Source organism: Sorangiineae bacterium MSr11954 (assembly GCA_037157815.1).
Classification (GTDB): Bacteria; Myxococcota_A; Polyangia; order Polyangiales; family Polyangiaceae; genus Pendulispora; species Pendulispora albinea.
Map to the genome: position 1 here is coordinate 5,974,539 of CP089984.1, position 24,486 is coordinate 5,999,024.

Genomic DNA, 24,486 nt, shown 5'->3' on the forward strand with positions numbered 1-24,486 from the left:
ACGTCTTCGAGCACCTTCGAGCTCGAACTGGTTTCCTCTAACCCTGAATCGGCGGCTCGGTGGCGACATGCCGCTGCAGAGCCGCCGCCTCGTCGCGCGTGCGCTTGATCAAGACGCCGGCGCTGACCAAGAGCCATACGAGGATGGCCGCCCCGCCGACCACGAACACCGCGCGGTACGCGGTCACGGGATCGGTCGCGCGTTGAACGGACGCCGAGACGATCCCGGCCGCGGTCGGGCCCAACAACATGCCAAGGCAACCGGCGCCGTGGATCGAGGCCATGACCGTCGCGCGCTCCTCCGCCAGGCCGAAGGTGGTCGCGTACGATAGAACCGGCACGAATATCATCGACGAGCCAATCCCGAAGAGCAGCAGGCTGGCGCCGATCCCGTTGCGCGGCACCCATCCGAGCGCGACCAGCACCGCCGCGCATGCGAGCGCACCGCCGGCGAGCACGGCAGCACGTGGAACACGATCGAGCATGCGCCCCGCAGGGTATGCGAAGAGCGCAAATGGAATCGTGACCAGCGAAAAGAGAATACCAATGGTGCGATCGGAATAGCCGTGCGCGCGATGCGCAAAGAGCGCGAACGTCACCACGATGCAGCCGATCGCAAATCGCGCGACGAAGGCCGCGCCCAGGGCCATCCAGAGATCGGGCTCCCGAGCAAGGATGAGCCGGATCGTCGCGGCCCTCGGCCGCGATCCATGCGCAGCCGAGGCGCGCTCGCCCAAGGTGGCGGCGACGGCCAGCGCCAGAAAACTAGCGGCTGCAAATGGCAACCGTGCGTCGAACGACACCAACAATCCGCCCAAGAAGCTCCCGCACGCAATTGCGGAGACGACCGATAATGCCGCCATCCCCGTAACCCGCCCGCCGTCGGTATTTGCACGGGCGACGGCGTCGCCCATCAGCATGGAAGCGGCGCCGACGTGCATGGCGCCTTCGAGGGTCCGCAGCACCAACAACGGATAGGTCGGGATGCGCAGCGCGAACGCCGCGAGCAGAATGGCATCGAGGATGACGATGAGCACCAGCAGCGCGCGCCCGCGGCCGCGCGCATCGTCGGCGCGTCCGAGCCATGGGGCGCCAATGGCTCCGCCGAGCATGTTGGCGGCCATGAATGCATGCATCGCGCCCTCATTTCCGCCATGGTACATCGCGAACAGCGGCCGGATCGCTGGAGTGACCAGGGTCGCTGGTAACATCTGCGCAAAAAGGCGCAGGCAGAGTGGCATGAGACGAGCTTGCATCCGTTTGCGCTCAGCAACCCGTATGCCCTTCGTTGGTGCGCGATCGGAGCTCGTCAAGATGACAACGAACGTTATTCCGGCGTGGCGAAAACCGCAACGCGGGTTACATCCTAGGGACCCGTGATCGGCATATCCCATCTTCGCGCCCTGCAGGGGGTCGGAGCGCAGCAACCCGGTCGTCGGAGAAGGTAAGATGTCAGAGGATAGCCGCTATGATTGGGGCGGGTCGCGCGGAGCTCGTCGCGGGCACGTCGGATTGATCTCGCGCTCGGCGGATCTGCTCGAGCGCGTCGAGTCGGTGGCGGCGCAGTGCGGGACCGTGGTGAACGTGGCCTCGGACGTGGCGTCGGCGCGCGAGCTGCTCATCGCGCCCGACTACGCCGTCAAGATCGTCGACCGCGTCTCGCTGGGTCTTTTGCCGGGGGCCGCGTGCGCCGGATGCGCCGTGCTCGATACCGTCTTTCGTGAGGCGACGATCTCGTTGCTCGTGGGCCCGCGGGCCGGAGACGACGCCGGCACCATTCAACGTTACGCACCGACGGAGCTGGAGCCGCTCGTCCACGAGGTGCGATCGATCCTCTTGCGCAACGAGGGAGCCAAGACGCTCGAGCTGGAGATCGTGGGCACGTCGGCGTCGATTCGAGCCGTGCGCGAGCAGATCGAGCTCGTCGCGCCGTACCGCGAGATCTCGGTCATGTTGCTCGGGGAGACGGGCACCGGCAAAGAGCTCGTCGCCCAAGCGATCCACCGGCTCGGCGCCCCGCCGGGCGCGCCGTTCGTGGCGATCAACTGCGCCGCGGTGCCGGAGAGCCTCTTCGAAAGCGAACTGTTCGGGCACGAGGCGGGCGCCTATACCGGCGCGCGCGGAGCACGGGTCGGGCTGTTGGAAGCAGCCGGTCAAGGTGTCGTATTTCTCGACGAGGTCGGCGATATGCCCCTCGCGTTGCAGAGCAAGCTGCTTCGCGTGCTGGAGACGCGAACATTCCGTCGGGTGGGAGGGACGCGCGACTTGCCGCTCCAGGCGCGCGTCGTCTCGGCCACCAACGCCGACTTGGAGCTCGTGCTCCGCCCCGATCTGCTCTATCGGCTCGCCGGCTTCACCATACCGCTGCCGACCCTGCGCGAGCGCGGCGACGACATCGCGCTGCTCGCGTGCGTGTTCCTCAAGCGATTCTCCGAGCGGCACCGTTTGTCGGTGAAGCGATTCTCCGAGGCGGCGCTCGCCCGGCTGCGCGCCCACCCTTGGCCGGGCAACGTGCGCGAGCTGCGCGGCGCGGTCGAACACGCCGCCATCCTGTCCACGGGCCCCTACCTCGAGGACGCGCACGTGGCCCTGGCCATCGCGCCATTCCTGCGCCGGGAGCGTCTCCCGCCGGCGGCAGGCTCCGGCGCCTACCCTGCCGCCTATCCTGCCGTGGTGGCCTCCGTCGCGGCCCGTCTGGGCGAGAGCTCCCTCGAGCGCCCGCGGCTGCGCGATCTCGAGCGCGACATGATCCTCCGCGCGTACGAGGACGCGAACCACAAATTGAGCGGCGCCGCGCGCTCGCTCGGCATCCCGCGCTCCACCCTTCGCGACAAGCTCCGTCGCTTCGGGGTGCTCACGTGATTCGCTGACGGAAGTCGCGCGGGAGGTGCCGGAGTTCGACACCCCCCGCGTCGGCTTTCGCCACCGCGCCTGCGCGATTCCCCTGCGCGCACGTTGGTGCGTCTCGTGCAATGAGACCGCTCGCGCGCATGATCCTCGAATCGACGGAACACCATGGTGACACCGCGTGGACTGGGACGCACATCGCCCTGGAGCACGTGGGCGCGGCCCTCGCCGTTTGTACGAAGGACGGAGAGCTCGTCGGAGCGACACCGAGCGCGCGCTCGCTCCTCCAACGCGTGGGGATCGCGACGGACATGCTCCCTTGCCGGCTCCCGCTCCTCTGGGATCGGCTGCGATCGGCGGCGCCCGGGGAGGCCATCGATTGGCGGCCGCCGCACTCCGAGATCGACGGCCTGCGCCTCGGCTGCACACGCCACGCGCTGGGCGACGAGCACATGGTCGTGGTCATGCGCGAGATCTCGGACAAGCACATGGCGCTGGCGCAGCAGCTGCACCGCCAGCGCCTGGAGGCGACGGGGCGCCTGGTCGCGCAGATCGTTCATGATCTGCGGGCTCCCCTCGCGAGCATCGTCTTCGACGCCGAGGTGATGGCCGGGCGCGGCGCGGAGCTCGATGCCTTGGGGCTGCGCGCGACGGTGGACACGGTGCGGAGGGCCGCCGATCGCCTGCGCAAGGCGGTCGATGGCTTGCTCGATTTCGCCAAGCTCGGTCCCCCGGCCGAGATGGACGCCGACGTCGCCGAGGCCGTCGAGCGCACCATCAGCCTGCTCCGCCCGGCCGTGCGCGGCAGCCCGCACCGCATCGAGGTGGCGCTCGGCGCCGAGCGGCTGCGGGTGCGCGCCCCGCCGCTGGTGGTCGAGCAGATCCTGGTGAACCTGACCTTGAACGCGATGGAAGCGGCGCGCCGATCGCTCACCGTGCGCATCTCGGCGGTGCGCCGGGGCGAAATGGTACGCGTCACCGTGGAGGACGACGGGCCCGGAATGACGGCCGAGGCGCGGGCGCGGGCCTTCGAGCCGTTCTTCACGACAAAACCCAAGAACAGCGGCCTCGGTCTCACGTCGTCGCGGGACGCGGCGCTCGACTCGGGGGGCGATCTCCGGCTCGAGCCCTCCGACGTGGGGGCGAGGTTCGTGCTCGTGCTCCCTTCGTCGAAGGAAAGGAGCCACTGGAGGTGACGTCCGTGCTCGTCGTCGACGACGACGCTCAATTCCGGTCGACCTTGGTGCGTCACCTCTCGGAGCGAGGATTCGAGGTCGAGGAGGCGCAAAACGTCGACGAAGCCATCGTCGTCTTCGGCCGCCGCGGGCTCGACATCGTGCTCACCGATCTTCGCTTGGGCGCGCGCGATGGGATCGACCTCATCGCCACCTTGCGCAGCCGCGCCATCGCCACCCGGACCATCCTGATGAGCGCCTTCGCCACCGCGCGCGATTACCAGACGGCGACCGAGCTGGGCGCCGTCAAAATCTTGTGCAAACCCTTCACCCCCGAGGAGCTCCTCGCCGCCATCGCGCAGGCGGCCGACTGCAGCACCGGATTTCGCGGCAGCGTCCACGGGCTCTCGCTGGTCGATATGCTCCAGATGTTCCACCTCGCGCGGCGCTCGATCGCGCTCACGGTGGGCGAGAACGTGACCGGCTATGTCTCCATGCAGGCGGGCGAGATCATCCACGCCGAGAGGGGCGAGCTCTCGGGCGAGCCCGCGCTGCGCGCCATCCTCTCCGCGCAATCCGGCTCCGTGTCGACCTCGCCGTTGGGGCCGACCCCGCAGACGATCACCCGCAGCTTCTCGTCGCTCCTGCTCGATCTGCTCCGGCAAATCGACGAGTCCGCGCGCACCGCCGACGGGCCGCGGCGCAGCGACGATCCCTTCGCGGCGGCGGGCTGGGACGAAGAGGAGCACCTCCGCGATTCCGAGTCGAACGAGACCGAAGAAAGAGGAAAAACGATGGGAAAGATCGATGACGCGTGCCGAGAAGTCGTGCGAAAGGTGGATGGCGCCGTGGCCTGCGGTGTCGTCGATCTGGATACGGGGATGCTACTCGGTATCCACAACGTCTCGCCCTACACGCAGACCTTGAACGAGATCGTCGCCGCCGCCACCATGGATCTCTTTCGCGGCCCGAACGTGGGGCGCATCGAGCAGCTCGTCCGCGCCCACCGCAAAATACCGGAGAACGGGGCCCATTACTTTCAAGAAATCCATATGACGTCCGAGCACAACTACCACTTTGCAAAGACGATCAAACAGAACCGCGCCGTCATCATGCTGGTGACCAAGAAGAACACGAACGTTGGATTGGGCTGGGCCCAGCTCAAAGAGTCCATCCCGCTCGTCGAGCCCCTCGTCCCCTGACCGATCCGCGCGCCCGCGGCGTGCTCCGACTCCATGGGCTCGGCGACGAGCCTCGAGAAAAGGCTTATTTCCATGAATTTCGATCATGCGCGCGCGAACGCATCGCGCTCCGTTTCCGCATGCGTGGCCGCCGGTCTGGTCGATCGGACGATCGGGGCGCGGCGCGGCCCGAGGCCTGCGTTCATCGTCGTGTCGGTGTCCGTGATGGCCGTGATGACGGCGGCCGCGCGCCCGAACGGCGACGCGCGCGCGCAGAGTAATCGAAGTAACCACACAATTGCGATCGACCCTGGGATCGCGCATTGACAGAGTGCTAATTGAATATCATCTTATCGACATCGAACGCCGGACGCGCGCACGCGTGGCCCAATCGCGTGACGAGAGAGCGTGACGAAAGAGCGTGACGAGAGAGAGCGTGACGGGAGACCGTGACGAGAACGCGGGCGGGCAAGCTCCGTTGGGAGCCAAGGCCCGGCCGGCGGGGCGATGCAAATTCGGATAACGAAATCCATTCAAAGCAACCAGCCAATTAGAACGGAGACGAGGAGTCATGGCAAATAACATCAAAGAATCGCTGAGCAAGCTCGAAAGCAGCGACGGCTTCATCGGCGCGGCGGTCGTCGACTCGGAGAGCGGCATGTGCCTCGGCAGCGTGGGGGGCGGTCCGATCAACCTCGAGCTCGCGGGCGCAGCCAACTCCGAGGTCGTCCGAGCGAAGCGCAAGGCCATGAAGGCGCTCAATTTGCGCGACGACATCGAGGACATTCTCATCTCGCTCGGGAAGCAATACCATCTCATCCGCCCGCTCAAGAGCCGTCCCGGTATCTTCTTTTACTTGGCGCTCGATCGCGCGAAGGCGAACCTCGCCATGGCGCGCTTCGGCCTCTCCGAGGTGGAGACGGAGATCGTCCTCTAACGAAACCTCGTTTCCTTCGTTACGACGAGGAGACGTGGCCCGGCGGGCGCGAGCACACGGCAGCCCGCTGGGCCAATGTCGGATCCGGAGCGCGGCGAGGAGCACGAGATCCATGGGGAGAACGAAGGCGTCGCGCGCAAAGGTGGCGATCACCCGCTGGGGCTCGATCGCAAACGTCCCCAGCGCGCCCCCGAGACGCGGCGCATGGGGGGAAACGGGCCGGGGGTGCGCCTCGCGGGCGACGCGCCCGCCCGGTCGAGGGTGGCGCGTGCGCGGCATGCACCGCGTCGCTCGCGGGGGCCGGTGCGCCCTCGGCTTCATCGTTCCAGAAGGCCGCCGAGGCTCGTTGCGCACCCGCCATTGATTTACGGCTCGAGGGTCTGGCCCGCCTTCGGGCCATCGGCCCATACGTTCCCACTCCAGACATTGCCTGCGTTGCGGGGGAACCAGTAGCCCACGGGGCCATTGAAGCCGCCGTTGGGCCAAAGGGCGGTGGAGAACTGGTTTCGGGTGAACCGGATATGGGTGGCCGTCGAATCGCCGCCGTATACGGTGAGCGAGCCGCCGGCGAGCCAATTGTCGTTCACCTCGACGTCGTTCTGGTGGCCGCTGTCGGGGGCGATATAAATCGCCGCGGTCGCATAGGCCTTTCCGGTCTGGTTGATGACCGTGTTATGGCGGATCGCGATGGGCCCGCCGCCCGCATACACGTAAATGTCTTGGGTATGGGCCCCTTGGAACGAGGACAAATCGTGAAAATAGTTGTCGTGGATGGATCCCGCGCTGACGTCCACACCGTCCTTGAACCCCGAAATGTCGTTGAAGGCGACTTCCATGGTGCCGGCGCCGCTCGTTTGCTGGCTGATGCCATAATCGTAACCACCGTTGTCCGGCCCCTGCCCGGGTACGGTGTCGATTTTGTTGTGCAGCACCTTGAGGCCGGTGATGTTGGGCTTCGTGGCACCGTATTTGATGCCCCACCACGTATTCGAGCGAAGATGGCTGTTCTTGATGGTCACGTCGTTGGCTTCGATATCGATGCAGCCATCGAGATCGACGGAATCGACCACCGTACCGTCCGCGGTGATCATCCAATTGCACGAGCTGGACGATTTGCGTGTGAGCGTCGTGCCGGGCGGGATGCCCGTGTTGGTCGAGTTCGGGTAACCCGCGCGAGGTGCTTCCGAATCGGGGGTGCTCGCGTCGCGCAATTCGTTATTTATCGGTTCGTTGCCGTCGGACGGGAAAGGGCTCGCATCTCTCGACTCACCGGTGCCAGACGAATCGGGTGAGGCGGACGTGCTCGAGCACCCCGCGCTGAGTGACAGCAGAATGGCTAGCGCAAAATGCGTGGCCGGAGTCGGCTTCGGCTTCGATCTCGATATCGAAGAAATATGGACCATATGGAAAGGTCTCCCATCGCGCGGATCGCGTTTGGACGACGAGGCAAAAGGCGCTCATCGTATCGTCGTGCGACCATAGATGACCTCACACGGAAGTCCGATGGGATATTTCGTTTCCCACGGGCGTTCGCACCAATTCGAACTTCTACACGAACCGATGCGCCTGCGCCGAATGCGGTAAAACTCCGTTGCGGTCGCACGACTCGAGCGACGAGTGGCGATGCCGAGCGGGGTAAAACTCCGTCGCGGTCGCACGACTCGAGCGACGAGTGGCGATGCCGAGCCGGGATAAACGCCGTTGCGGTCGCACGACTCGAGTGACGAGTGGCGATGCCGAGCGGGGTAAACTCCGTTGCGGTCGCACGACTCGAGCGACGAGTGGCGATGCGGCCGTGCCGTGGGCTTCGTGTGCGGTCGCTTCGAGGGTGCGTAAGCACCGCTTCCCTTTGAGGACGTGCAAACGCCGGTTCGCCATCGGCGATACCGGCGTTCCTCGGGTGCGCTAACGGAGCGATAGCGGCGTTCCCCGCGCAGGCGTTACGGAGCGATACCGGCGTTCCCCGCGCAGGCGTTACGGAGCGATACCGGCGTTCCCCGCGCAGGCGCTACGGCAACGCCTTAATGGCCTTGGCCTCGCCGCTCAACCCCTGGCCGCCGTCTCCCTGCCCCTCCCGGCTCGGCGGAGCCGACTCCTTGGCGGCCTTCCCCTTTGCCCCGCCAGGTCCGCCCAGCCCCTTTGCGCCGAGTCGCACGCGCGGGCTCGTATCGGCTTCCGTCACCTCTGCGCCGTCGATCACGGGCTTGATGCCTTTGTAGCCGAGTCCGAGCGACAAACCGCCGGCGCCACCGCCACCACCGCCCCCGAGCCGCCGACTCCCCCAGGGCCCCGTCGCAACTGTCAGTCCCCACGCCGACCCCTTTCAATGCAGACCCCAACTGCCCCACCTGCCCAGCGCCGCCCTTGCCGCCGCTCTTTCCATCAGATGCTTGCAAAGTGCATGCATCTAAGGTCACCTTCGTTTGGAACACGAGGAGCGCAATGCTGGAGCCTCCGGCACCGCCGCTTGTTCCACCCAGACCACCGCAGCCACCAGCGCCCCCACCACCACCGATTTGAGTGTAACCGGCGCCGCCACCGCCACCTTGAGCCGTTCGGCCATTGCCGCCACGCTCCCCCGACTGAGGCCCCCAGCCCTGCCCGGTCAAGACCCCCGGAATGGACGCCCCACCGCCGGCGGCGCCGCCCGCTCCGAAAGCACCTGGAAGCGCGGGTCCCCCGCAACCCGCTCGGTTCACATCGCCACCTGCACCCGTGTAACCGGGCGGATACTCGTCCAGCTTCGGCTCACCCGACCCACCGTCGGCGCCGACTGCTCCGCCCGCGCCCCCCACGCTCGCCGCCATCCCCGCCGGGCACGTATTTCGGCTAACGCCGCCGCCGCTTGCCCCGTTATTGCCATTCGGCGCTGGCTGATCGTATTTGCCCTGAGGTTCTCCCGCAACCCCCTCGGCCCCCGCCTCCGCCGCGAACGTTACCCGCTTGAACGCCACGTCCTTCGACTCGGTCACGCGGCCCGCGATGCTCGAGCCGCCCGGCGCGGTCGCGGCCTTGGACTTGAAGGTCAAATCCGCAATCGTAATGGGGTTGGCCGTATGGTCCACGAGGAGCGCCGGCGTCGCGTCGGGCGATTCGATGATGACCGAGGCGCCGTCGGCGATTTTCCACGAGCCACCCGCGCACTGGAAGCCACCGTAGAGGCTCACGCTGCGGGCGCTGATGGTCACGGGGCCCGAGTAGGTCCCATCGCAAATGTAGATGCGCTTCTTGACCGTGCCCACCTTTTCCAGGGCGACCGCGATGCTGGCCACGGGGCTGGCCTGGGTGCCCAGGTTGGTGTTGACGCCGAAGGGCGAGACGAAGACGCCGATTTCGTCGTGGATGCAGGCGGGGTTGTCCTTCGGATCTTTGTCCAAGGTTTCGCAGCCGGGTACGCCGGCGTGACCGCCGTCGAAGGGAGGATCGCAGCGGTGGAAATCGCACGAGCCTGCGTTGTCGCAGGCGATGAAGACCCCGCCCGCGACGGCGATTCCCGCGAAGCACACCAACGATCCGACCAACCAGGTTCTCATACGGCCTCCAAAGCAATCCAAAGTACGCTCGGCGAAACTCTGTCGTGAGATAGTGGGGTAGTGCTCATCACGGTGGGCACCGCGGGGTCGCGACGATTAGAATCGGCCCGAAAGGCCCACTCCGCCCGCGTTGGGCGCGACGATGGGATACAGCTGTGCGCTCGGCCCCTTGTTGGGCTTGGGCCAGGCGAAGAACAGAACGCCGGCCGCGATCAGCGAGGCTCCGCCGACGGCGGCGGACACGCGCGACAAGGTGAGCCGCGAGCTGTGATCGTCCTCGAGCTGGCGAACTCGGGCACATTCGGCGGAGGTGCTGCCATTGCAGGAGCCGCCCGGGACTTCGAGCCCCTGTGCGTCCTTGGTGGCGTTGTTGGCGCTGATTTGGAATACGCCGAAGCCGGCGAGGCCCGCGACGCCCACGGCGGCGAGGCCGATGGTGGTGGCCACGCAGGCGCCCGACTGGGTGCAACCGAGGCCGGACGAACGGGGCACCGGGCGGGGCTCGGGCTCCGGCTCCTTGGGGCCCTGCACCGGTTGTACGACGGGGGCTGCGATGGGGCGCGGGTCTTCGAACTTGACCACCGAGACCTCCCCCACCTTGACATTGACGCTGCGCTCGCGGCGCTGGCCCGCCAGCTCGAGAACGACTGTATGCGTGCCGGGGCTCAGCTCGACGATGTCTTCGACGCTGTAGCCCTCGGGGTAGGCGGCGTTATCAATCGAGAGCACGGCGCCGGAGGGCGCGTGCACCTCCAGAGCGCCCAGGTTCTCCCGGGCGGACTTGAGGTGCTTGTTGCGCGCCTCGGTCCTCTTTTCTTCCGTGACGGAAGGATCGTTGGTCGCCAGGTAGGTATGGATATGGCGCGCGGCCGAAAGATACTGCCCCGAGCGGATCTCGAGGACGAACAGGTTCCAGAGGACCTTGGGGCCGGGGCACAAAACGTAGGCTTGCTCGATGGCGATGCGGGCGCCGTCGTTGTTCGGCGGCTTGGCGTTCGCCAAACGAAGCGCTTCTTCGGTTCGTGCGAGCGCGGCCTCGCGCTTGGGCCCGGGCTCGCACGCATGGGCAGTGCCAAGCTTTACGAGGGACGCGCCGATGAACAGTGCGGAGAAGACGAGGGCTCGCATAGGTGCCATAGGTGCTGAGGGCGACCATATCATCATGTCGAACGAATCGGCGGTACGCTCGGCACGTCCGTTTGCGCGATCGACACCCCGTCTGGTGCGAAGACAACGCCGCGGCACGCGATCGCTTTGCCAGTGAGACGCTCCCCTACCCAGTCGCCCCAACGCTTCACCCCGCTGCAACCGAGGCGCTCGGGCGCGCGCGCCGTCGGGCACATGGCTCCAACCGAGGCCAGCGATGACCCGGCGGCCGCCGATATGCGATTAGATCTGCGCGCAATGCGCAATTACGGTATTGCGGTATGACGGTATGGCCGGATCGAGGACGATTCAGCGCCGGCGGCAGAGAAATACTTCATCGCTCTCGCCATCGCCGAAGGGGCGCTCGATGATTTCGACATCGTAGCCCGTGGATTCGAGGAGGCGGGTCCAGGTGGCCCGGGGGAAGAGCCCGTGGATGTGCCGATCGTGAACGACCGAGACATCGTGGCCCTCGCGCAAAAGAAACGCATAGTCCGTGATGCACGCGTCATCGGTGGGATCGGGATCCCAATGCCAGGCCACGCCCTGCATGGCGAGCGTGCCGTCGTTGCCGTCCAGGTGATCGGCACCTTCCTGAAACCCCTCGCGAAAACCATCGGGCGTAAAGATGGCGGCGCCGCCGGGGCGCGTGTGCTCGAAGGCCGTGCGGATGGCGGCCTGCAGATCGGCCTCCGTCGTCATATAGGTGATGCCATCATGGGCCAAGACGACATCGAACGTTCGGCCGAGACGCAAGGTACGCATGTCGCCCTCGATGTGCTCGCACTCGGGGTTCGACGCGCGGCTCAGAGCCAACATATCCTTCGAAAGGTCGGCGAGCGTGCACCGAAACCGGCGCTTCAAGTGCACGGCGTTGCCGCCCGCCCCGGCCCCCAAATCGAGCAAGGTCTCCACCTTGCCCGAGGCCGCGCGCTCGAACGCGTCCTGGAAACAGTCCGCCTCCGCGAGGTGATCGGCGGGCGGATCCACCAGGTGGTACCAACGAACGAGGTCACGATAAAGACGGGTCTCCATTGGAGCAGACTACCGCCACCGTACGCCCGAAAGGAAGGAGAGGAAGGAGCGCGATGAAGCCGCGCGGCCTGGCGATTAGAAATCGGCGCCGGTCGCCCAGCCTTCGCCCGTGCCGCGTTGGTCGACGCGATCGCTCGGGAGGACGTCGCCGGCAGCAAAGGGGGGCAGAGGGCGCAGCTTCGCGTAAACAGGGGTGAGATCGGGGCGCGTGGCCTCGAAGAGGGACTCGAAGCTGTCGATGATGAAATAGGTCTTTTGGTAGGTGTCGATGCGGTAGCGCGTGCGCATCACGCGCTCCAAATCGAAGCCAATGCGGTTTGGCGCGGGCGATTCGAGGCTGTAAATGGATTCGGATTTGGAGCTGACGATGCCGGCGCCGTAAATGCGCAGTCCTTCGTTGGCGCGAATGAGCCCGAACTCCACCGTGTACCAGTAAAGGCGGGTCAGGTTGGTGAGCGCCTCGGGGCCGATGCGCGACGCTTTGACGCCGCCGCACCCGTAGGCGTGCACGTAATCGGCAAAGACGGGGTTCAAAAGCAGCGGGACGTGCCCGAACAAATCGTGGAAGAGATCCGGCTCGGAGATGTAGTCGAGCTGCTCGGGCTTTCGGATCCACCAGGTCACCGGGAACCTTCGCTTGGACAGGTGCTCGAAGAACACAGCCTCTGGAAGCAGCCCTTCGACCCCCACAACCTCCCACCCCGTGGCGGCGCGCAGGACCTTGTTCAGATCCTCGAAGCGCGGAATCCGGTCGGGGCGCATGCCGAAGCGCTCGGTATTTTCCAGGAGCTCGCGGCACGCGCGGCCGGGCAGCACCTCGCGCTGGCGCCGGAAAAGAGTGGCCCAGACCTCGTTGTCCGTGCGCGAATAGGTCGACCAAGGCTGCTCGACCACGTCGGTCGTATACACGGGCACATACCCGCGATCCGTTTGTTGATGCTCAATCCGACGGGGCTGAAGCGGCTCAAATGGCGTGTCCATGCTTCAACCATAGCGCGACACAACCGCAATTTCCTTGCTTCCTTGCCGACATTTGGCCCGTTTGGGCAATATTATTGCTATTCACAGCCACTCGAGGGCATAAAATGACCGAACCACGACTGGACAGCACGGATTTGCGCATGCTCGAGGTTCTGCAGCGCGAGGGGCGCATCACCAACGCCGAGCTGGCGGAGCGGGTGAACATCTCACCGTCGCCATGCCTGCGCCGCTTGCAGCGGCTGGAGTCGGACGGGGTGGTGACGGGCTACCGCGCGGAGCTCGATCCGCGCAAGGTTGGCCTGGGGCTTCAAGCGTGGGTGCGCGTGCAGCTCGAGAAGCACGGCACGGCGGTCATCGACCGCTTCGTGGAGCGCGTGAATGCGTGCGACGAGGTGCTCGCCTGCTTTGCGCTCACCGGGGATCTCGATTACCTGCTTCAAGTCTATGTGGTCGACCTCGACCATTTCTCGCGCTTCCTGCTCGATAAGTTGCTCAACGACGCCGGCGTCGCCGATGTCAACTCGAGCTTCGTGCTGCGCACGGTGAAGCAAGCGCACGCCCTGCCGCTTCACCACCTCGAGCCGCGCTGACGTCGTGGGCCGCGCCGGTGGCGCGGTCGTCCTTCGATCGCAGCGGCATGGCGCGGGAGGCGTGGGTCGCCATCGGTCGACGTCGATTTTCGAATTTTTTCGTGCGCCGGGGGAGCGGGGCGCGCGTCTCTTCGTTGAAGCGCAAATCACTGCCAGGGCCGACGTGCTCGATAAACGCCACGTCGACGTGTGCGTGGCGGTGACGTGCGCGGCTTAGGGGGCTTTCGATGGCGAAAGACCCTCGTCGCTTTCGACGCATAGGAGACGCAAAACATCATGAATCGTATCGTCAGGACCATCGCCGTGGTCGGGGCCGTTGCCATTGCTGCACCCGTGTTCGCCGTGGGGCTCGAAGGGTGCAAAAAGAAGAGCAAAGGCGGCACGTCGCAGCCCTCGAAGCCGCCCCCGCGGACGGACGCTGGAAAGAAATCGGCGCTGCTCCCCAGGGCTGGGACCACGGCGCTGAGCCATCGGCTCGAGGCGCAGGATACGGGCGCCGAGGTGGAGGGGATCATCTGTGACGCGGACAACGAAGGCACCGCGTGGTGCAATGACGAAAACCACATCACGGTGTGCGTGAGCGGCCACTTTTACAAGCTCGCGTGCTCGAGCACCGGCAAAGGCAATGTGTGCGCGGAGGAGGTCGACAACAGCACCGTCGACTGCGAGCCCGTCGAAGAGACCGAGTAGCGCCGCAACGACGATCGCGTCGCGCGGTCTCACCTGCGCCCTTCGTGCGGTCTCGAGAGGGACCGCGCCGCATCCGTTTCCGCACGTCCGCTCCGCCGGAGACCAACCTTTTGCAGGATACGTAGCCCCATGCACCGTCGAACGCTCGCCCACCCGGGCGGCCTGTGCGCTGCTCTCTCCTCGCTCTTGCTTTTGGGCGCCGCCCAAATGGGTTGTTCCGGCGGCGGCCCCACGGACACGTCCAGCCAAGCGCCTCTCGACGAGGCGCCGTTTTTGGCCATCAAACGAACGGCCGCGGGGAGCTCCTTCTACCTCGCCGTTCACAAGCGGGTGCTCGGCGAACGCTGGTTCTTGACCGGGCCTTTGCAGCAGATGTTCCCCGGCGTCGTGAGCAAAGGCGCCGCGGGCGCGCTGGGGATCCGCGTGGTGACCTTTCGCGTGCGGGGCGGCCGGCTGTTCATGTTCGGCGCCTCCGACAACTACGCCTCGTCGGGCACGTTCGACCCGGCCTTGGTCGTCGATTCGTACCCCATCGTCTCCAAGGACAGCACCGCCGACGCGCTCAACCTGCGCGACCACTACGTGCTCGTCGATCCCGCGCCCGGCCGCTCCGACTAGAGCTCTGTCTCGTTCATCGCTGCTCGCTACTCGGTGTTCTTCGTCTCGTGGAGGACGCGTTGCACGCTGACGTCGAATTGGCTCAAGAGGGTGCCCATCAGGCTCTCGAACTCCGCGTGATCGAGCTGGAGCCGCTCGGCGAGGAGCTTTCGCATCCCGACGAACAGCGCGTCGCGCGCGCTCGCGAGCCGCCGCGTGACGGTGGCGCGGTGCACGCCGAAGATGCGCGCCACGGCCTCGGCCGAGAGCCCATCGGCGACCGTGAGCCGCAGGACGTTGCGCTCCTCGGCGCTGAGCAAGTGGAGCGCGTCGTGAAAGGCCAGACGGAACGCGTCGCTGTACTGCGCGCGCACGTGCTCCATCTCCGGATTGTCCGCGGCCGCGAAGGTGAGCAGCGCCTCTGCGTCGCGATCGGCGGCCCCCTTGCCGGCGGCGCCCGAGGAGCGCTGCACGCTGAGCGCCGTGCGCGTGGCCGCCACGCGAACCCACGCCGCGAGCGGCCCCCGCCCCGCGTAGAGCGCGATCTTCGGGGCGCGGTTGCTGGCCGCGTCGGCCACGAAGAGCTTCTCGCGCAGCAGCTGCTCCACATCGGCCGGCTCCACGTGGCTCATCTTGGAAGCGCGGACGTGGAGCGACGCGGGCTGAAGGTAGACGCGGTCGAAATGCGCCAGCGCGCGCGTGTTGCCGCGGGCACAGGCGAGGGCGAGAAAGAGATCGGCGGCGAAGAGCCGCGAGAGGGTCTGGGCAAGCTCGCTCGCGGGAACGGACGCGAGGTGCGTCGCGATGTGCTGCATGAAGTCGTCGTCGTGGATGTCGATCCCCGGCCAGGTGCTGCGCGCGGTGGCCAGGAAATTCTCGAGGAGCGATTCGAGGTTTTCGATGCTTCGGAGCTCTTGGACGAGCCCGGCTTCGGCATGCGCAAAAAGAGACTCCGCGAGACGAGTGGCCATCCCCCCGAATGTATCTCATTCGCTCGACCGAGCGCCCAGAGACCGAACAAAGTATCTTGTGGGGGGCTCACACATGAGACAACGACAACACCCCGACCCGGGGACGGCTCGCGCGGAGTGCTTGGACGAGAATCAACTGGTCGCGCTGTTCGACGGGACCGAGCAGGACCCCGCGGTTCATGCGCACCTCGATATCTGCCCCGACTGCCGCCGGGTGGTGGCCGAGCTTGCTCGCGAGCTCGCCGCCGAAGAAGAAGCGGACTTCGCGCGCCAAGGCGGCGCGGCGCACCGCGACGATGGGCTCGTGTCGGGCGAGTTCGATGGACGCGCCACGTGGCGAGGCGCCATCGTGGGCGGACGCTATCGGCTGCTGCGCTTTCTCGGAGAAGGCGGGCTTGGCATCGTTTGGTCGGCCGCCGATCAGGGCGGGCCGGACACCGCGCGCGAGGCGTTTGCGCTCAAGTTCCTCAAGGCGACGGAGGCCGCGCGGGCCAAAAGGTTCGTACGCGAAGGGCGCGTCACGGCGGCGCTTCGCCACCCGAACATCGTCCACGTCCACGACGCGTTCGAGGCGGAGGGGTTTCCGCCGGTCATCGTGATGGATCTCCTCCAAGGCGAGACGCTCCGCGCGTGCATGCGGCGCGTGGGGCGGATCGAGCTCGCGCCGACCATCACCGTGCTTCGCTCCATCGTGTCGGCGCTGGGCGAGGCGCACGCGCGCGGCGTGGTGCACCGCGATCTCAAACCCGACAATGTCTTCTTGAGCGAGACGCAGGCCGGTGGCCGGATCGTCAAGGTGCTGGACTTCGGGCTCGCCAAGCTGACCGCGCTCGAGGGGGGCTTTGCCGCGACCTCACCGCTCACCAACAGCGGACACATCGTGGGAACCCCCACGTACATGGCGCCGGAGCAAATCTTCGGCGAGAAGGACATCGACGCGCGGGCGGACATTTGGTCGCTCGGCGTTCTGGCGTTCGAGTGCCTCTCGGCGCGAAGGCCCGTCGAAGGCCGCACCTTGGGGCATGCGCTTCGCGCCATTTCCACCGGCAAGCTCACCCCGCTTTCGGAGGTCGCCCCCGATCTGCCTCCTGCGATGACCGGCTTGGTCATGCAAATGCTGTCGATCGACCGGTCGCGCCGGCCCTCCTTGTACGAAATCTGGGAGCAACTGGGGGCCATCGGTCGGTACGGTGGTGGTTCGCTGGACCTGGGGTAACATGACCGCGCTTGACGCACCCCGCCCCTGCCCCGCTCTCCGCCTCCGTCACCTTGGCGCATGGCACGGTCGTTTTCGGCCGCTATGTGCTCGACGAGGTCCTCGGCGAGGGTGGGATGGGCACCGTGTGGGCCGCGCGCCACACCGTCACCCGCAAGCCGGTGGCGCTCAAGTTTCTCAAGCGCAAAGGGGCCGAGCACGCGCACCGCTTCTTGCGCGAGGCGCGCATCGTCAGCGCGCTCAAGCACCCCAACGTGGTGCAGGTCTACGACGTGCTCCAGTTCGACGACGACACGCCGGTGATGGTGATGGACCGTCTCTTTGGTGAGTCGCTGGGCGCGCGCCTCAAACGCGATCGCACCCTGCCGCTCCCGGAGGTCGCCTCCATTGCCCTGCAGGTCGCCGATGTGGTGGGCGCGGCCCATCAGCAAGGGGTCGTGCACCGCGATTTGAAGCCGGAGAACATCTTTCTCAGCCGCGAGCCACCCGACTCGCGCAGGCCCTACGACTGCGTGAAGGTGCTCGACTTCGGCATCGCCAAGCTCACCGCCATGGATGGCGACGCCGCACAAACCGCCGTGCTCACCGTCACCGGGGATCTCATGGGCACGCCGTATTACATGGCGCCCGAGCAGGTGTTCGGGGAGCGCGCCATGGACCATCGCGCCGACATCTGGTCGCTCGGCGTCATTCTCTACGAGTGCCTGTCCGGCAAGCGGCCCTTCGAGGGCGAGAACGTGGGCCAGGTGCTCAAGGGAATCACCTTGGGGGCCATCGCGCCCCTCGAATCCTTGCGCCCCGATCTGCCCGAGGAGCTGACGGCGCTGGTCGGGCGCATGCTCGCGCGCGATCCGGAGGCGCGGCCCAAGAGCCTGGCCGATGTGGCCATCGTCTTTGCGCCGCTGGCGGGGGTCGCGGTCGCGAGCGGCTTCGCGGGTTCGTCCGCGCCCTCGCTCGGCGCGCCCTCGCTCGGCGCGCCCTCGCTCGGTGCGCGCCCGGCAAAGCTTCGTCTGTCGCGGAAACATGGGGCGCTCGCGGCGGTGTTGGTCGCGAGCATGGCCGGCGGTGCGGTGCTCTGGCGCGCGCGCGCCGCGGCGCCGCCCGATGCCGTCGAGGGGCACGCGACGGAGGAGAGCTTTGCGCCGCACGCGGGATCGGGGCGGTCCGAGCCGCAGCCCGTGGCAAGGTCGTCGTCGCCGCCGCCGGAGACGTCCTCGCCATCCGCGCTGTCGCCGCCGTCGGAGGTCGCCGCGCCGGGCGCACCGCTGATCCGACCCGCCGCGACGGCGGTGGCGCCCGATGGAAGCGCCGCCCCGCAAGGCGCCAAGCCGGCGACCGCGCGCGGCGCGCCGGCGGGTGCGCATACCTCGGCGGGCAAGCGCTCCGCGGGGGCGGTGGCTGCGCCCGGAGCGAAGACCACGCCGGACTCGCCGCCGGCGCCGGCCTCGAGCGGCGCGACCCGGTTGCCGGGCGGAGTGTACGGTGAACCACCGTATCCGTAGCGGGGTGATCGCGCTCGTTCTGCTCGCGAACGCGCTGTTCGCGCGCGCGCCGGCCATGGCGCAAACGGCGCCGAGCACCGGCTCGAAGCCCTCCGGCAGCTCCGGAACCGCCAGCTCCGGCAACGCCAGCTCCGGCAACGCCAGCAGCTCCGGCAACGCCACTAGCTCCGGCAACGCCAATGGGACCGGCACCGCCAGCAGCTCCGGCGAGGAGGCGCGCGCCGAGTTCATGCGCGGCACCGCCCTCGTGACGGAGGCGCGATGGGCCGAGGCGCTGGCGGCCTTCGAGCGGGCCGCCGCGCTCCGCCCGCATCCCATCACGACGCACAACATCGGCGCCTGCGAGCGCGCCATGGGCCGCTACACGCGCGCCTACCGCACCTTCGCGCGCGCCCTCGAGGAGAACCGGCTCACGGACGAAAAGGCGCTCCCGGCGAGCCTGGCCACCGAGGCCAAGGGCTACCTGGCGGAGATCGATCGGCTGCTGGTGCGACTCACCTTGGACGTCACACCGGCCGGGGCGCGCGTGACCGTGGACGGACGCCCGCTCGAAGCCGCGACCAACGCGCGCGGCGAGCTCGAATACGTGGGCGGCATCCGCCCTCCGGGCACGGGGGATCTCATTCCGCAGGGCGCGTTCGTGGTCGTGCTCGATCCCGGCGTGCACGTGTTGACGTTCGCGCGCCCGGGGTTCGAAGATGCCATCGTGCACCGCACCCTCTCGCCCGGCAAATCGATCGCGCAGAAGATCGAGCTCACCGAGCTGCCGGCCTCGATCCATGTCTCGTCGAACCGCCCCGGCGCCATCGTGCGCGTCTCGGGGATGGACGTGGGCCCCACGCCGGTCGACGTCCTTCGTCCCGCGGGCGACTATGCGGTGGTGGTGCGCAAGGAGGGCTTTCAACCCTACGAGGCGCGCCTGCGTTTGCGCGCGGGTCAGGAGACCGATCTTCGCGTCAGCTTGGTGGAGGACAAGAGGTCGTCCATCTTCGAGCGCTGGTGGTTTTGGACCGCGGCCGGCGTGCTCGTGACCGGCGCCGTCGTCGGCATCGTGGCGGCCACGTACCCAGGACCGCGCGAGCCGGTGGGAACGGGGACCCTCGGGTGGGGCACCAACGTTCCATGACCCGACCCGTTCGCTCGGCGTGGGGGCTCGTCGTCGCGGCGGGCGCAATGTTCCCGAGCGGCGCGCTGGGCGGGTGCTCGGATCGGCCGCCCGAGGGGCACATCGTGCTCCACATCGACACCGACGCGCCCGTGCCCTCGATCCTTCGTCCGCCGCCGGTGCCGCGGGCCGCGGGGATTCGCCCGCAGCTCGACTTGACCCGGACCCCGGCGCTCTTCGATCGGCTGCGCGTCGAGTTCTACTCACGGGTCGACGAGACGCCGTGCAGCACCTGCGTGGGCGATTTCCAGCTCGACGAGGGCACCTTCAGCCGCGGCGCCACCGTCACCGCGCGCGGCAACGTCGATCGGGTGCGGGTGCGGCTCTATCGCTCCGCCGATCAGAACGACGGCGATATCACGCCCGGCACCACCGTGGAGGTGGTCGCACGCCTCCCGCCGCACGGCGAGGAGAACGCGGTGCACGCCAGCGTCTTCCTCGCGACCGAGACCATGGGGCAGCCCACGGGGAAGCTCGATGCCCCCATCCCCGCGAGCTTGGACCTCCCGGAGAAGTCCAAGGTGGGCACCTGGAAGCCCGCCAAGCGTACGAACTGTTTGACCGCCCCACGAAGCGGAGAAGTGTGCGTCCCGGGCGGCGCGTACATCATGGGCGGGGGGGCGCTGATTCAAACGATCCCCGATCCCCGCCAGCTCGGCCAGCGTATCGCCACCATTTCGCCCTTCTTCCTCGATAGCCGCGAGGTGACGGTGCGCGCCATCCGAGGCTGGCTCGAACGCACGCGCAAGCCGCCCGAGAGCGTTCTGGAACGCTGGAACCGCCTCGATGGTCCCGAAGACAACCATTGCACCTACGACCGCGACGACGCGCTGCCCATCAACTGCATCGCCAAAGAGGCCGCGCGCGAGTATTGCCAATCCCTGGGGGCCGACCTCCCCACGGAGGGCGAGTACGAGTACGTCGCCGGCGGGATGACGTCGCTGCGCTACGTCTGGGGCAAGGACAACCCGGAGTGCCACAGCGTCATCTGGAACCCCGAGACCGAGCTCACGCCGAATTGCCCGACCGTCTCGAACCCCGTGGCGTGGGCGGAGAACGACGGGAAGCGCACGCGCGACCAGCTCGTGCTCCCCACGGGGACCATCTACGATCTCGCGGGGAACCTCTCGGAGATGGTCCTCGACGTCGCCGCCACCGAGAAAGACCCCTGCTGGCCCGAGGGCGGCAGCCGCCTGATCGCCAACCCCCTCTGCACGAAGCCGAGCCTGCGCCCCGATCTGGAGCCCTTGATCGTGCTGCGAGGGGGCAACTGGACCGCGCAGAACGCGATCCTCCTGCGGGCCGCGCTCCGCGCCTTCGTGGACAGCGGCCCTCCACCCGCGGGCTTGTACAGCACCGTGGGTTTCCGCTGCGCGCGCCACCTGTAGCCGAGATCGCCCACCATGTCCGAGAGCCTCTGGTCGCACTACACGCCATCGCCCTCGCGCTACGACGAGATGCTCGGCGGCGCCGGCGGCGGCGAAGTTGAAGCGGGCCCGCGCGAGCCCCGCCCCCACTGGCGCGCGTTCCTGTCGCATATCGCGGCCCTGTCGCCGGAGACGATGCAGCGCCGCAGCCAGTTCGTGAGCGACGCCATCGCCAGCGACGGCGTGACGTACAACGTCTACGCCGATCCCAAGGGCGCGAGCCGTCCTTGGGAGCTCGACCTCGTGCCGCTCATCCTGCCCGCGCAGGAGTGGCGCGCGATCGCCGCCGCCGTCGCCCAGCGCGCGCGCGTGCTCGACGCGGTGCTCGGGGATCTGTACGGACCGCAGACCTTGCTCGCCGAGGGCCTGCTCCCGCCGGCGCTCGTCTTTGGCCAGCGCGCCTTTCTCTGGCCCGCGTGCGGCATCGCCACCGGCGCGGGCGGCGGCGTATCCATGCACCTGTATGCGGCCGATCTGGCGCGCTCGCCCGATGGACGATGGTGGGTGCTGGCCGATCGCACCGGCGGCCCCTCGGGCGCCGGTTATGCGCTGCAGAACCGCATGACCCTCGCGCGCGCCTTCCCCGACGCCTTTCGCGCGCTGCACGTGGAGCCCCTGGCGCCGTTCTTCAGCGCGCTGCAAGACTCGCTCTACCGCCTCGCGCCCACGCGCGGCGAGGCGCCGCTGGCCGTGCTGCTTACACCTGGGCCGTACAACGAGACCTATTTCGAGCACTCTTTTCTCGCGCGCTACCTCGGCTTTCCCCTGGTGGAGGGCCAGGACCTCATCGTGCGCGGAGACTGCGTGTACCTCAAGACCTTGCGGGGCCTTCGCCGGGTGCACGCCATCCTGCGCCGCCTCGACGGCGACTTTTGCGACCCCGTCGAGCTCCGCCCCGACTCGGCCCTGGGTGTGCCCGGCCTCTTGCACGCCATCCGCGCGGGGAACGTGGTGGTGGCCAACGCGCTCGGGAGCGCCGTGCTGGAGACGAGCGCGCTCGCCGGGTTCTATCCCGCCATCAGCCAACGGCTCTTCGGCGAAGAGCTGCTCATGCCGTCGATCGCCACCTATTGGTGCGGCGAGGCCCCTTCGCTCGCGTACGTGATCGAGCACCTGGACGAGCTGGTCATCAAGCCCGCGTACCCCACCATCCGCATGGAGGCGGTGTTCGGCCACGAGCTCGACCAAGACGCCCGCGCCCACCTGATCCAGCGCATTCGCGCCCAGCCCCACGCCTATGTCGCCCAAGAATGGGTGCGCCTCTCGCACGCGCCCACCTGGGGCCATGGCCCCGATCGCCTGCTCCCGCGCTCGGCCACCTTGCGCGTCTACGCGGCGGCCACGCCGGGCGGCTACACGGTGATGCCCGGCGCGCTCACCCGGGTCGCGCCGTACGATGGCGACGTGGTCTCCATGCAGTGGGGCGGCTCGAGCAAGGACACCTGGATGCTCGCCGATGGCCCGGTGGCGCGCGTCCCGTTGCGACGACCCCGCCTGCGCGCCGAAGACGTCGCCCGCAGCGTGGCGTTCATCCCCTCGCGGGTCGGCGAGAACCTCTTTTGGATGGGGCGGTACGCCGAACGGTGCGAGGGCATCGCCCGCCTCTTGCGCGCGGCGCTGGTGCGCACCGCCGACGCGGCGCCGCAATCGGGGCCCGCCTTGCAATCGCTCGGATCGGTGTGCGAGCGGCTTCGCATCCTGCCGCCGCGCTCCTCGCCGTCCGGCGAGGCCGCCTCCGCCCCCGACTTCGTGGCCGCCGTGATCGAGCCGCACGTGCCCGGCGGGCTCGCCGCCAACGTGCTCCGGCTCCACGCGTGCGCGAACCATGTGCGCGAGCGCATGTCGACGGACAACTGGCACCTCTTTCAGCGGCTGCACCACAGGCTCTTCGGCCCGGAGGCCGGCGCCGGGGCGAGCCCGGAGCTCGCGCGCGAGGCCTCGCTGGGCGTCGCGCTCGAAGCGCTCGACGAGATCATGATGGGCTGCGTCGCCTTGGCCGGCTTTGCGCTCGACGACATGACCCGCGACGAGAGCTGGTCGTTCTTGCTCCTCGGCCGGCGCCTGGAGCGCCTTCTGCACGTCGCGACCGTGGTGGCGCACGTCGTGGGGCTGCCCCCCGGCGAGCGTACGGACGCCTTGGAGTGGCTGCTCGAGGCGACCAACAGCATCGTCACCTTTCGCGCGCGCTACCGACGCGCGCCGGAGCTCTTGCCGGTGCTCCACCTGGTCGTCTTCGACGGCACGAACCCGCACGCCGTCGCCTTTCAGCTGCGCGATCTCTCGGTCACCTTCGCGCGCACGGCCGCCGAGCTCGGACGCGACGGCAGAGGCAACGTGCTCGCGCCGCTCGAGGACGCGCTCCTTCGCGCCCCGCTCGCGGGCTTCGAGCCGGAGTCGGGCGAGGTGCTCGAGGCGGCGTGCGCGGAGCTCGGCGCCCTGCTCGATCGCGTGGCCCGCGCGGCGTGGAGCCTATCCGACGAGCTGCAGAGCCGCTTCTTCACCCACGCCAAGAGCCCCTTTGCGCTTGGAATCGAGGAGCCGTGATCCGCGAGTACGTCGTCGTTCACGAGACCCGTTACCGCTACGAGCAGCCCGTGGGCCTCTCGCGCCAGATCGTGCACCTCGCGCCGCGCACCACCACCTGGCAGACGAGCCGCGCGCACAGCTTGCGGGTCTCGCCCGATCCCGGGGTGCGGGCTACGGGCGAAGACGTCTTCGGCAACCCCGTCACCTCATTTTGCCTCGAGACCGAGCACGCGTCCCTCACCGTGCACGCGGAGTCGCGGGTCGAGGTCTGCGCACGCGTCTACCCCGAAGACGCGGCCTCGCCGCCTTGGGAAGAGGTGCGCGCCCGCCTCGCCTATCGAGCCGGCCGCCGCCCGCGCCCCGCGGATCTGGACGCGGCGCGCTTCCTCTTCGAATCGCAGCGCGTCCGCAACAAGCGCGAGCTCGCCGCGTGGACCTCGGCCTGCTTTCCGCCGGGCACCCCCCTGCTCGCAGGCGTGCGCGCGCTCCAGGATCGCATTCGCGCCGAGTTTGCGTTCGACCCCAAGGCGACCACCGTCTCGACACCGGTGATGGACGTTTTCGCGCACCGCCGCGGCGTGTGCCAAGACTTCGCGCACCTGATGCTCTCGTGCTTGCGCTCCATGGGCCTGGCCGCCCGCTACGTGAGCGGCTATGTGCTCACCCGCCCGCCACCGGGGCGGCCCCGCCTGGTTGGTGCCGATGCCTCGCACGCATGGGTCTCCGTGTACTGCCCCGACCATGGTTGGGTCGATAGCGATCCAACCAATGGCGTTTTTCCAAACCTCGAGCACATCACCCTGGGGTGGGGCCGCGATTACGACGACGTCATCCCCCTGCGCGGCGTTCTTCTGGGGGGCGGAGAGCATACGCTCGACATCGCCGTCACCGTGGTGCCGGCGGCCGACTACGAGAGCGTTTTCGGGGGCCGCTCATCCGTTGCCGAAACGGAGCATCGCTCTTAAAGA

General features: G+C 67.9%; 21 protein-coding genes. 14 read left to right on the top strand and 7 right to left on the bottom strand.

The genetic code is table 11. The features are described 5' to 3' along the window. Positions 1–37 precede the first annotated feature (37 nt). A complete protein-coding gene (locus LZC94_22985) occupies positions 38–1,255 on the bottom strand; it encodes an MFS transporter (GenBank protein ID WXB20075.1) in 1,218 nt (405 codons plus the stop codon). Positions 1,256–1,448: 193 nt separating this feature from the next. Between LZC94_22985 and LZC94_22990 the strand changes: the two genes are divergently transcribed. The 5 genes from LZC94_22990 (at position 1,449) to LZC94_23010 (ending at position 6,139) form a co-directional block, all read left to right on the top strand. Beyond that, a complete protein-coding gene (locus LZC94_22990; protein WXB20076.1) occupies positions 1,449–2,861 on the top strand; it encodes a sigma-54 dependent transcriptional regulator in 1,413 nt (470 codons plus the stop codon). A 128-nt stretch (positions 2,862–2,989) separates the two neighbouring features. After that, entirely contained in the window at positions 2,990–4,042 is a 1,053-nt protein-coding gene (locus LZC94_22995) for a HAMP domain-containing histidine kinase (protein WXB20077.1), read from the top strand. Further along, complete coding sequence (locus tag LZC94_23000) at positions 4,039–5,223, top strand: response regulator (GenBank protein ID WXB20078.1); 1,185 nt, start codon at positions 4,039–4,041, stop codon at positions 5,221–5,223. Before LZC94_22995 ends, LZC94_23000 begins: the two co-directional genes overlap by 4 nt. A gap of 33 nt (positions 5,224–5,256) precedes the next feature. Next, positions 5,257–5,529 (top strand): hypothetical protein, encoded by a 273-nt coding sequence (locus LZC94_23005; GenBank protein WXB20079.1) that lies wholly within the window; start codon positions 5,257–5,259, stop codon positions 5,527–5,529. A 244-nt stretch (positions 5,530–5,773) separates the two neighbouring features. Then, a complete protein-coding gene (locus tag LZC94_23010; GenBank protein ID WXB20080.1) occupies positions 5,774–6,139 on the top strand; it encodes a hypothetical protein in 366 nt (121 codons plus the stop codon). Between the two features lie 365 nt (positions 6,140–6,504). Here LZC94_23010 and LZC94_23015 read toward each other — a convergent pair whose 3' ends face one another. From LZC94_23015 to phhA, 5 genes are all read right to left on the bottom strand, one after another. Further along, entirely contained in the window at positions 6,505–7,350 is an 846-nt protein-coding gene (locus tag LZC94_23015) for a hypothetical protein (GenBank protein ID WXB20081.1), read from the bottom strand. Positions 7,351–8,160: 810 nt separating this feature from the next. Beyond that, complete coding sequence (locus tag LZC94_23020) at positions 8,161–9,672, bottom strand: hypothetical protein (GenBank protein WXB20395.1); 1,512 nt, start codon at positions 9,670–9,672, stop codon at positions 8,161–8,163. Between the two features lie 96 nt (positions 9,673–9,768). Continuing rightward, entirely contained in the window at positions 9,769–10,800 is a 1,032-nt protein-coding gene (locus LZC94_23025) for a hypothetical protein (GenBank protein WXB20082.1), read from the bottom strand. A gap of 327 nt (positions 10,801–11,127) precedes the next feature. Further along, on the bottom strand, positions 11,128–11,853 hold the full coding sequence (locus tag LZC94_23030) for a class I SAM-dependent methyltransferase (protein WXB20083.1): 726 nt from the start codon (positions 11,851–11,853) through the stop codon (positions 11,128–11,130). 75 nt (positions 11,854–11,928) lie between these two features. Further along, the gene (phhA, locus tag LZC94_23035; protein WXB20084.1) at positions 11,929–12,834 is read right to left on the bottom strand and encodes a phenylalanine 4-monooxygenase; all 906 of its coding nucleotides are present in this window, start codon (positions 12,832–12,834) and stop codon (positions 11,929–11,931) included. Positions 12,835–12,938: 104 nt separating this feature from the next. On the opposite strand from phhA, the gene LZC94_23040 reads away from it, so the two are divergent. The 3 genes from LZC94_23040 (at position 12,939) to LZC94_23050 (ending at position 14,732) form a co-directional block, all read left to right on the top strand. Then, positions 12,939–13,424 carry an Lrp/AsnC family transcriptional regulator gene (locus LZC94_23040; GenBank protein WXB20085.1) on the top strand — a complete coding sequence of 162 codons (486 nt, stop codon included), beginning with the start codon at positions 12,939–12,941 and terminating at the stop codon, positions 13,422–13,424. Positions 13,425–13,700: 276 nt separating this feature from the next. Further along, positions 13,701–14,114 (top strand): hypothetical protein, encoded by a 414-nt coding sequence (locus tag LZC94_23045; protein WXB20086.1) that lies wholly within the window; start codon positions 13,701–13,703, stop codon positions 14,112–14,114. Between the two features lie 129 nt (positions 14,115–14,243). Continuing rightward, entirely contained in the window at positions 14,244–14,732 is a 489-nt protein-coding gene (locus LZC94_23050; protein ID WXB20087.1) for a hypothetical protein, read from the top strand. Between the two features lie 26 nt (positions 14,733–14,758). Here LZC94_23050 and LZC94_23055 read toward each other — a convergent pair whose 3' ends face one another. Next, positions 14,759–15,682 carry a transcriptional regulator gene (locus LZC94_23055; GenBank protein WXB20088.1) on the bottom strand — a complete coding sequence of 308 codons (924 nt, stop codon included), beginning with the start codon at positions 15,680–15,682 and terminating at the stop codon, positions 14,759–14,761. 73 nt (positions 15,683–15,755) lie between these two features. On the opposite strand from LZC94_23055, the gene LZC94_23060 reads away from it, so the two are divergent. Genes LZC94_23060 through LZC94_23085 form a run of 6 tightly spaced genes read left to right on the top strand, consistent with a single transcriptional unit; the run spans position 15,756 to position 24,483 of the window. Next, entirely contained in the window at positions 15,756–16,898 is a 1,143-nt protein-coding gene (locus tag LZC94_23060) for a serine/threonine protein kinase (GenBank protein ID WXB20089.1), read from the top strand. A gap of 11 nt (positions 16,899–16,909) precedes the next feature. Next, positions 16,910–18,400, top strand: coding sequence for a protein kinase (locus tag LZC94_23065; protein WXB20090.1), 1,491 nt, complete (start codon positions 16,910–16,912; stop codon positions 18,398–18,400). After that, a complete protein-coding gene (locus LZC94_23070; GenBank protein ID WXB20091.1) occupies positions 18,381–19,526 on the top strand; it encodes a PEGA domain-containing protein in 1,146 nt (381 codons plus the stop codon). Before LZC94_23065 ends, LZC94_23070 begins: the two co-directional genes overlap by 20 nt. Then, complete coding sequence (locus tag LZC94_23075; GenBank protein WXB20092.1) at positions 19,523–20,953, top strand: formylglycine-generating enzyme family protein; 1,431 nt, start codon at positions 19,523–19,525, stop codon at positions 20,951–20,953. The genes LZC94_23070 and LZC94_23075 overlap by 4 nt, the downstream gene beginning before the upstream one ends. A gap of 15 nt (positions 20,954–20,968) precedes the next feature. Then, entirely contained in the window at positions 20,969–23,536 is a 2,568-nt protein-coding gene (locus tag LZC94_23080; protein ID WXB20093.1) for a circularly permuted type 2 ATP-grasp protein, read from the top strand. Beyond that, positions 23,533–24,483, top strand: a complete 951-nt coding sequence (locus LZC94_23085) for a transglutaminase family protein (GenBank protein WXB20094.1) — start codon at positions 23,533–23,535, stop codon at positions 24,481–24,483. Before LZC94_23080 ends, LZC94_23085 begins: the two co-directional genes overlap by 4 nt. The last annotated feature ends 3 nt before the right edge of the window (positions 24,484–24,486 follow it).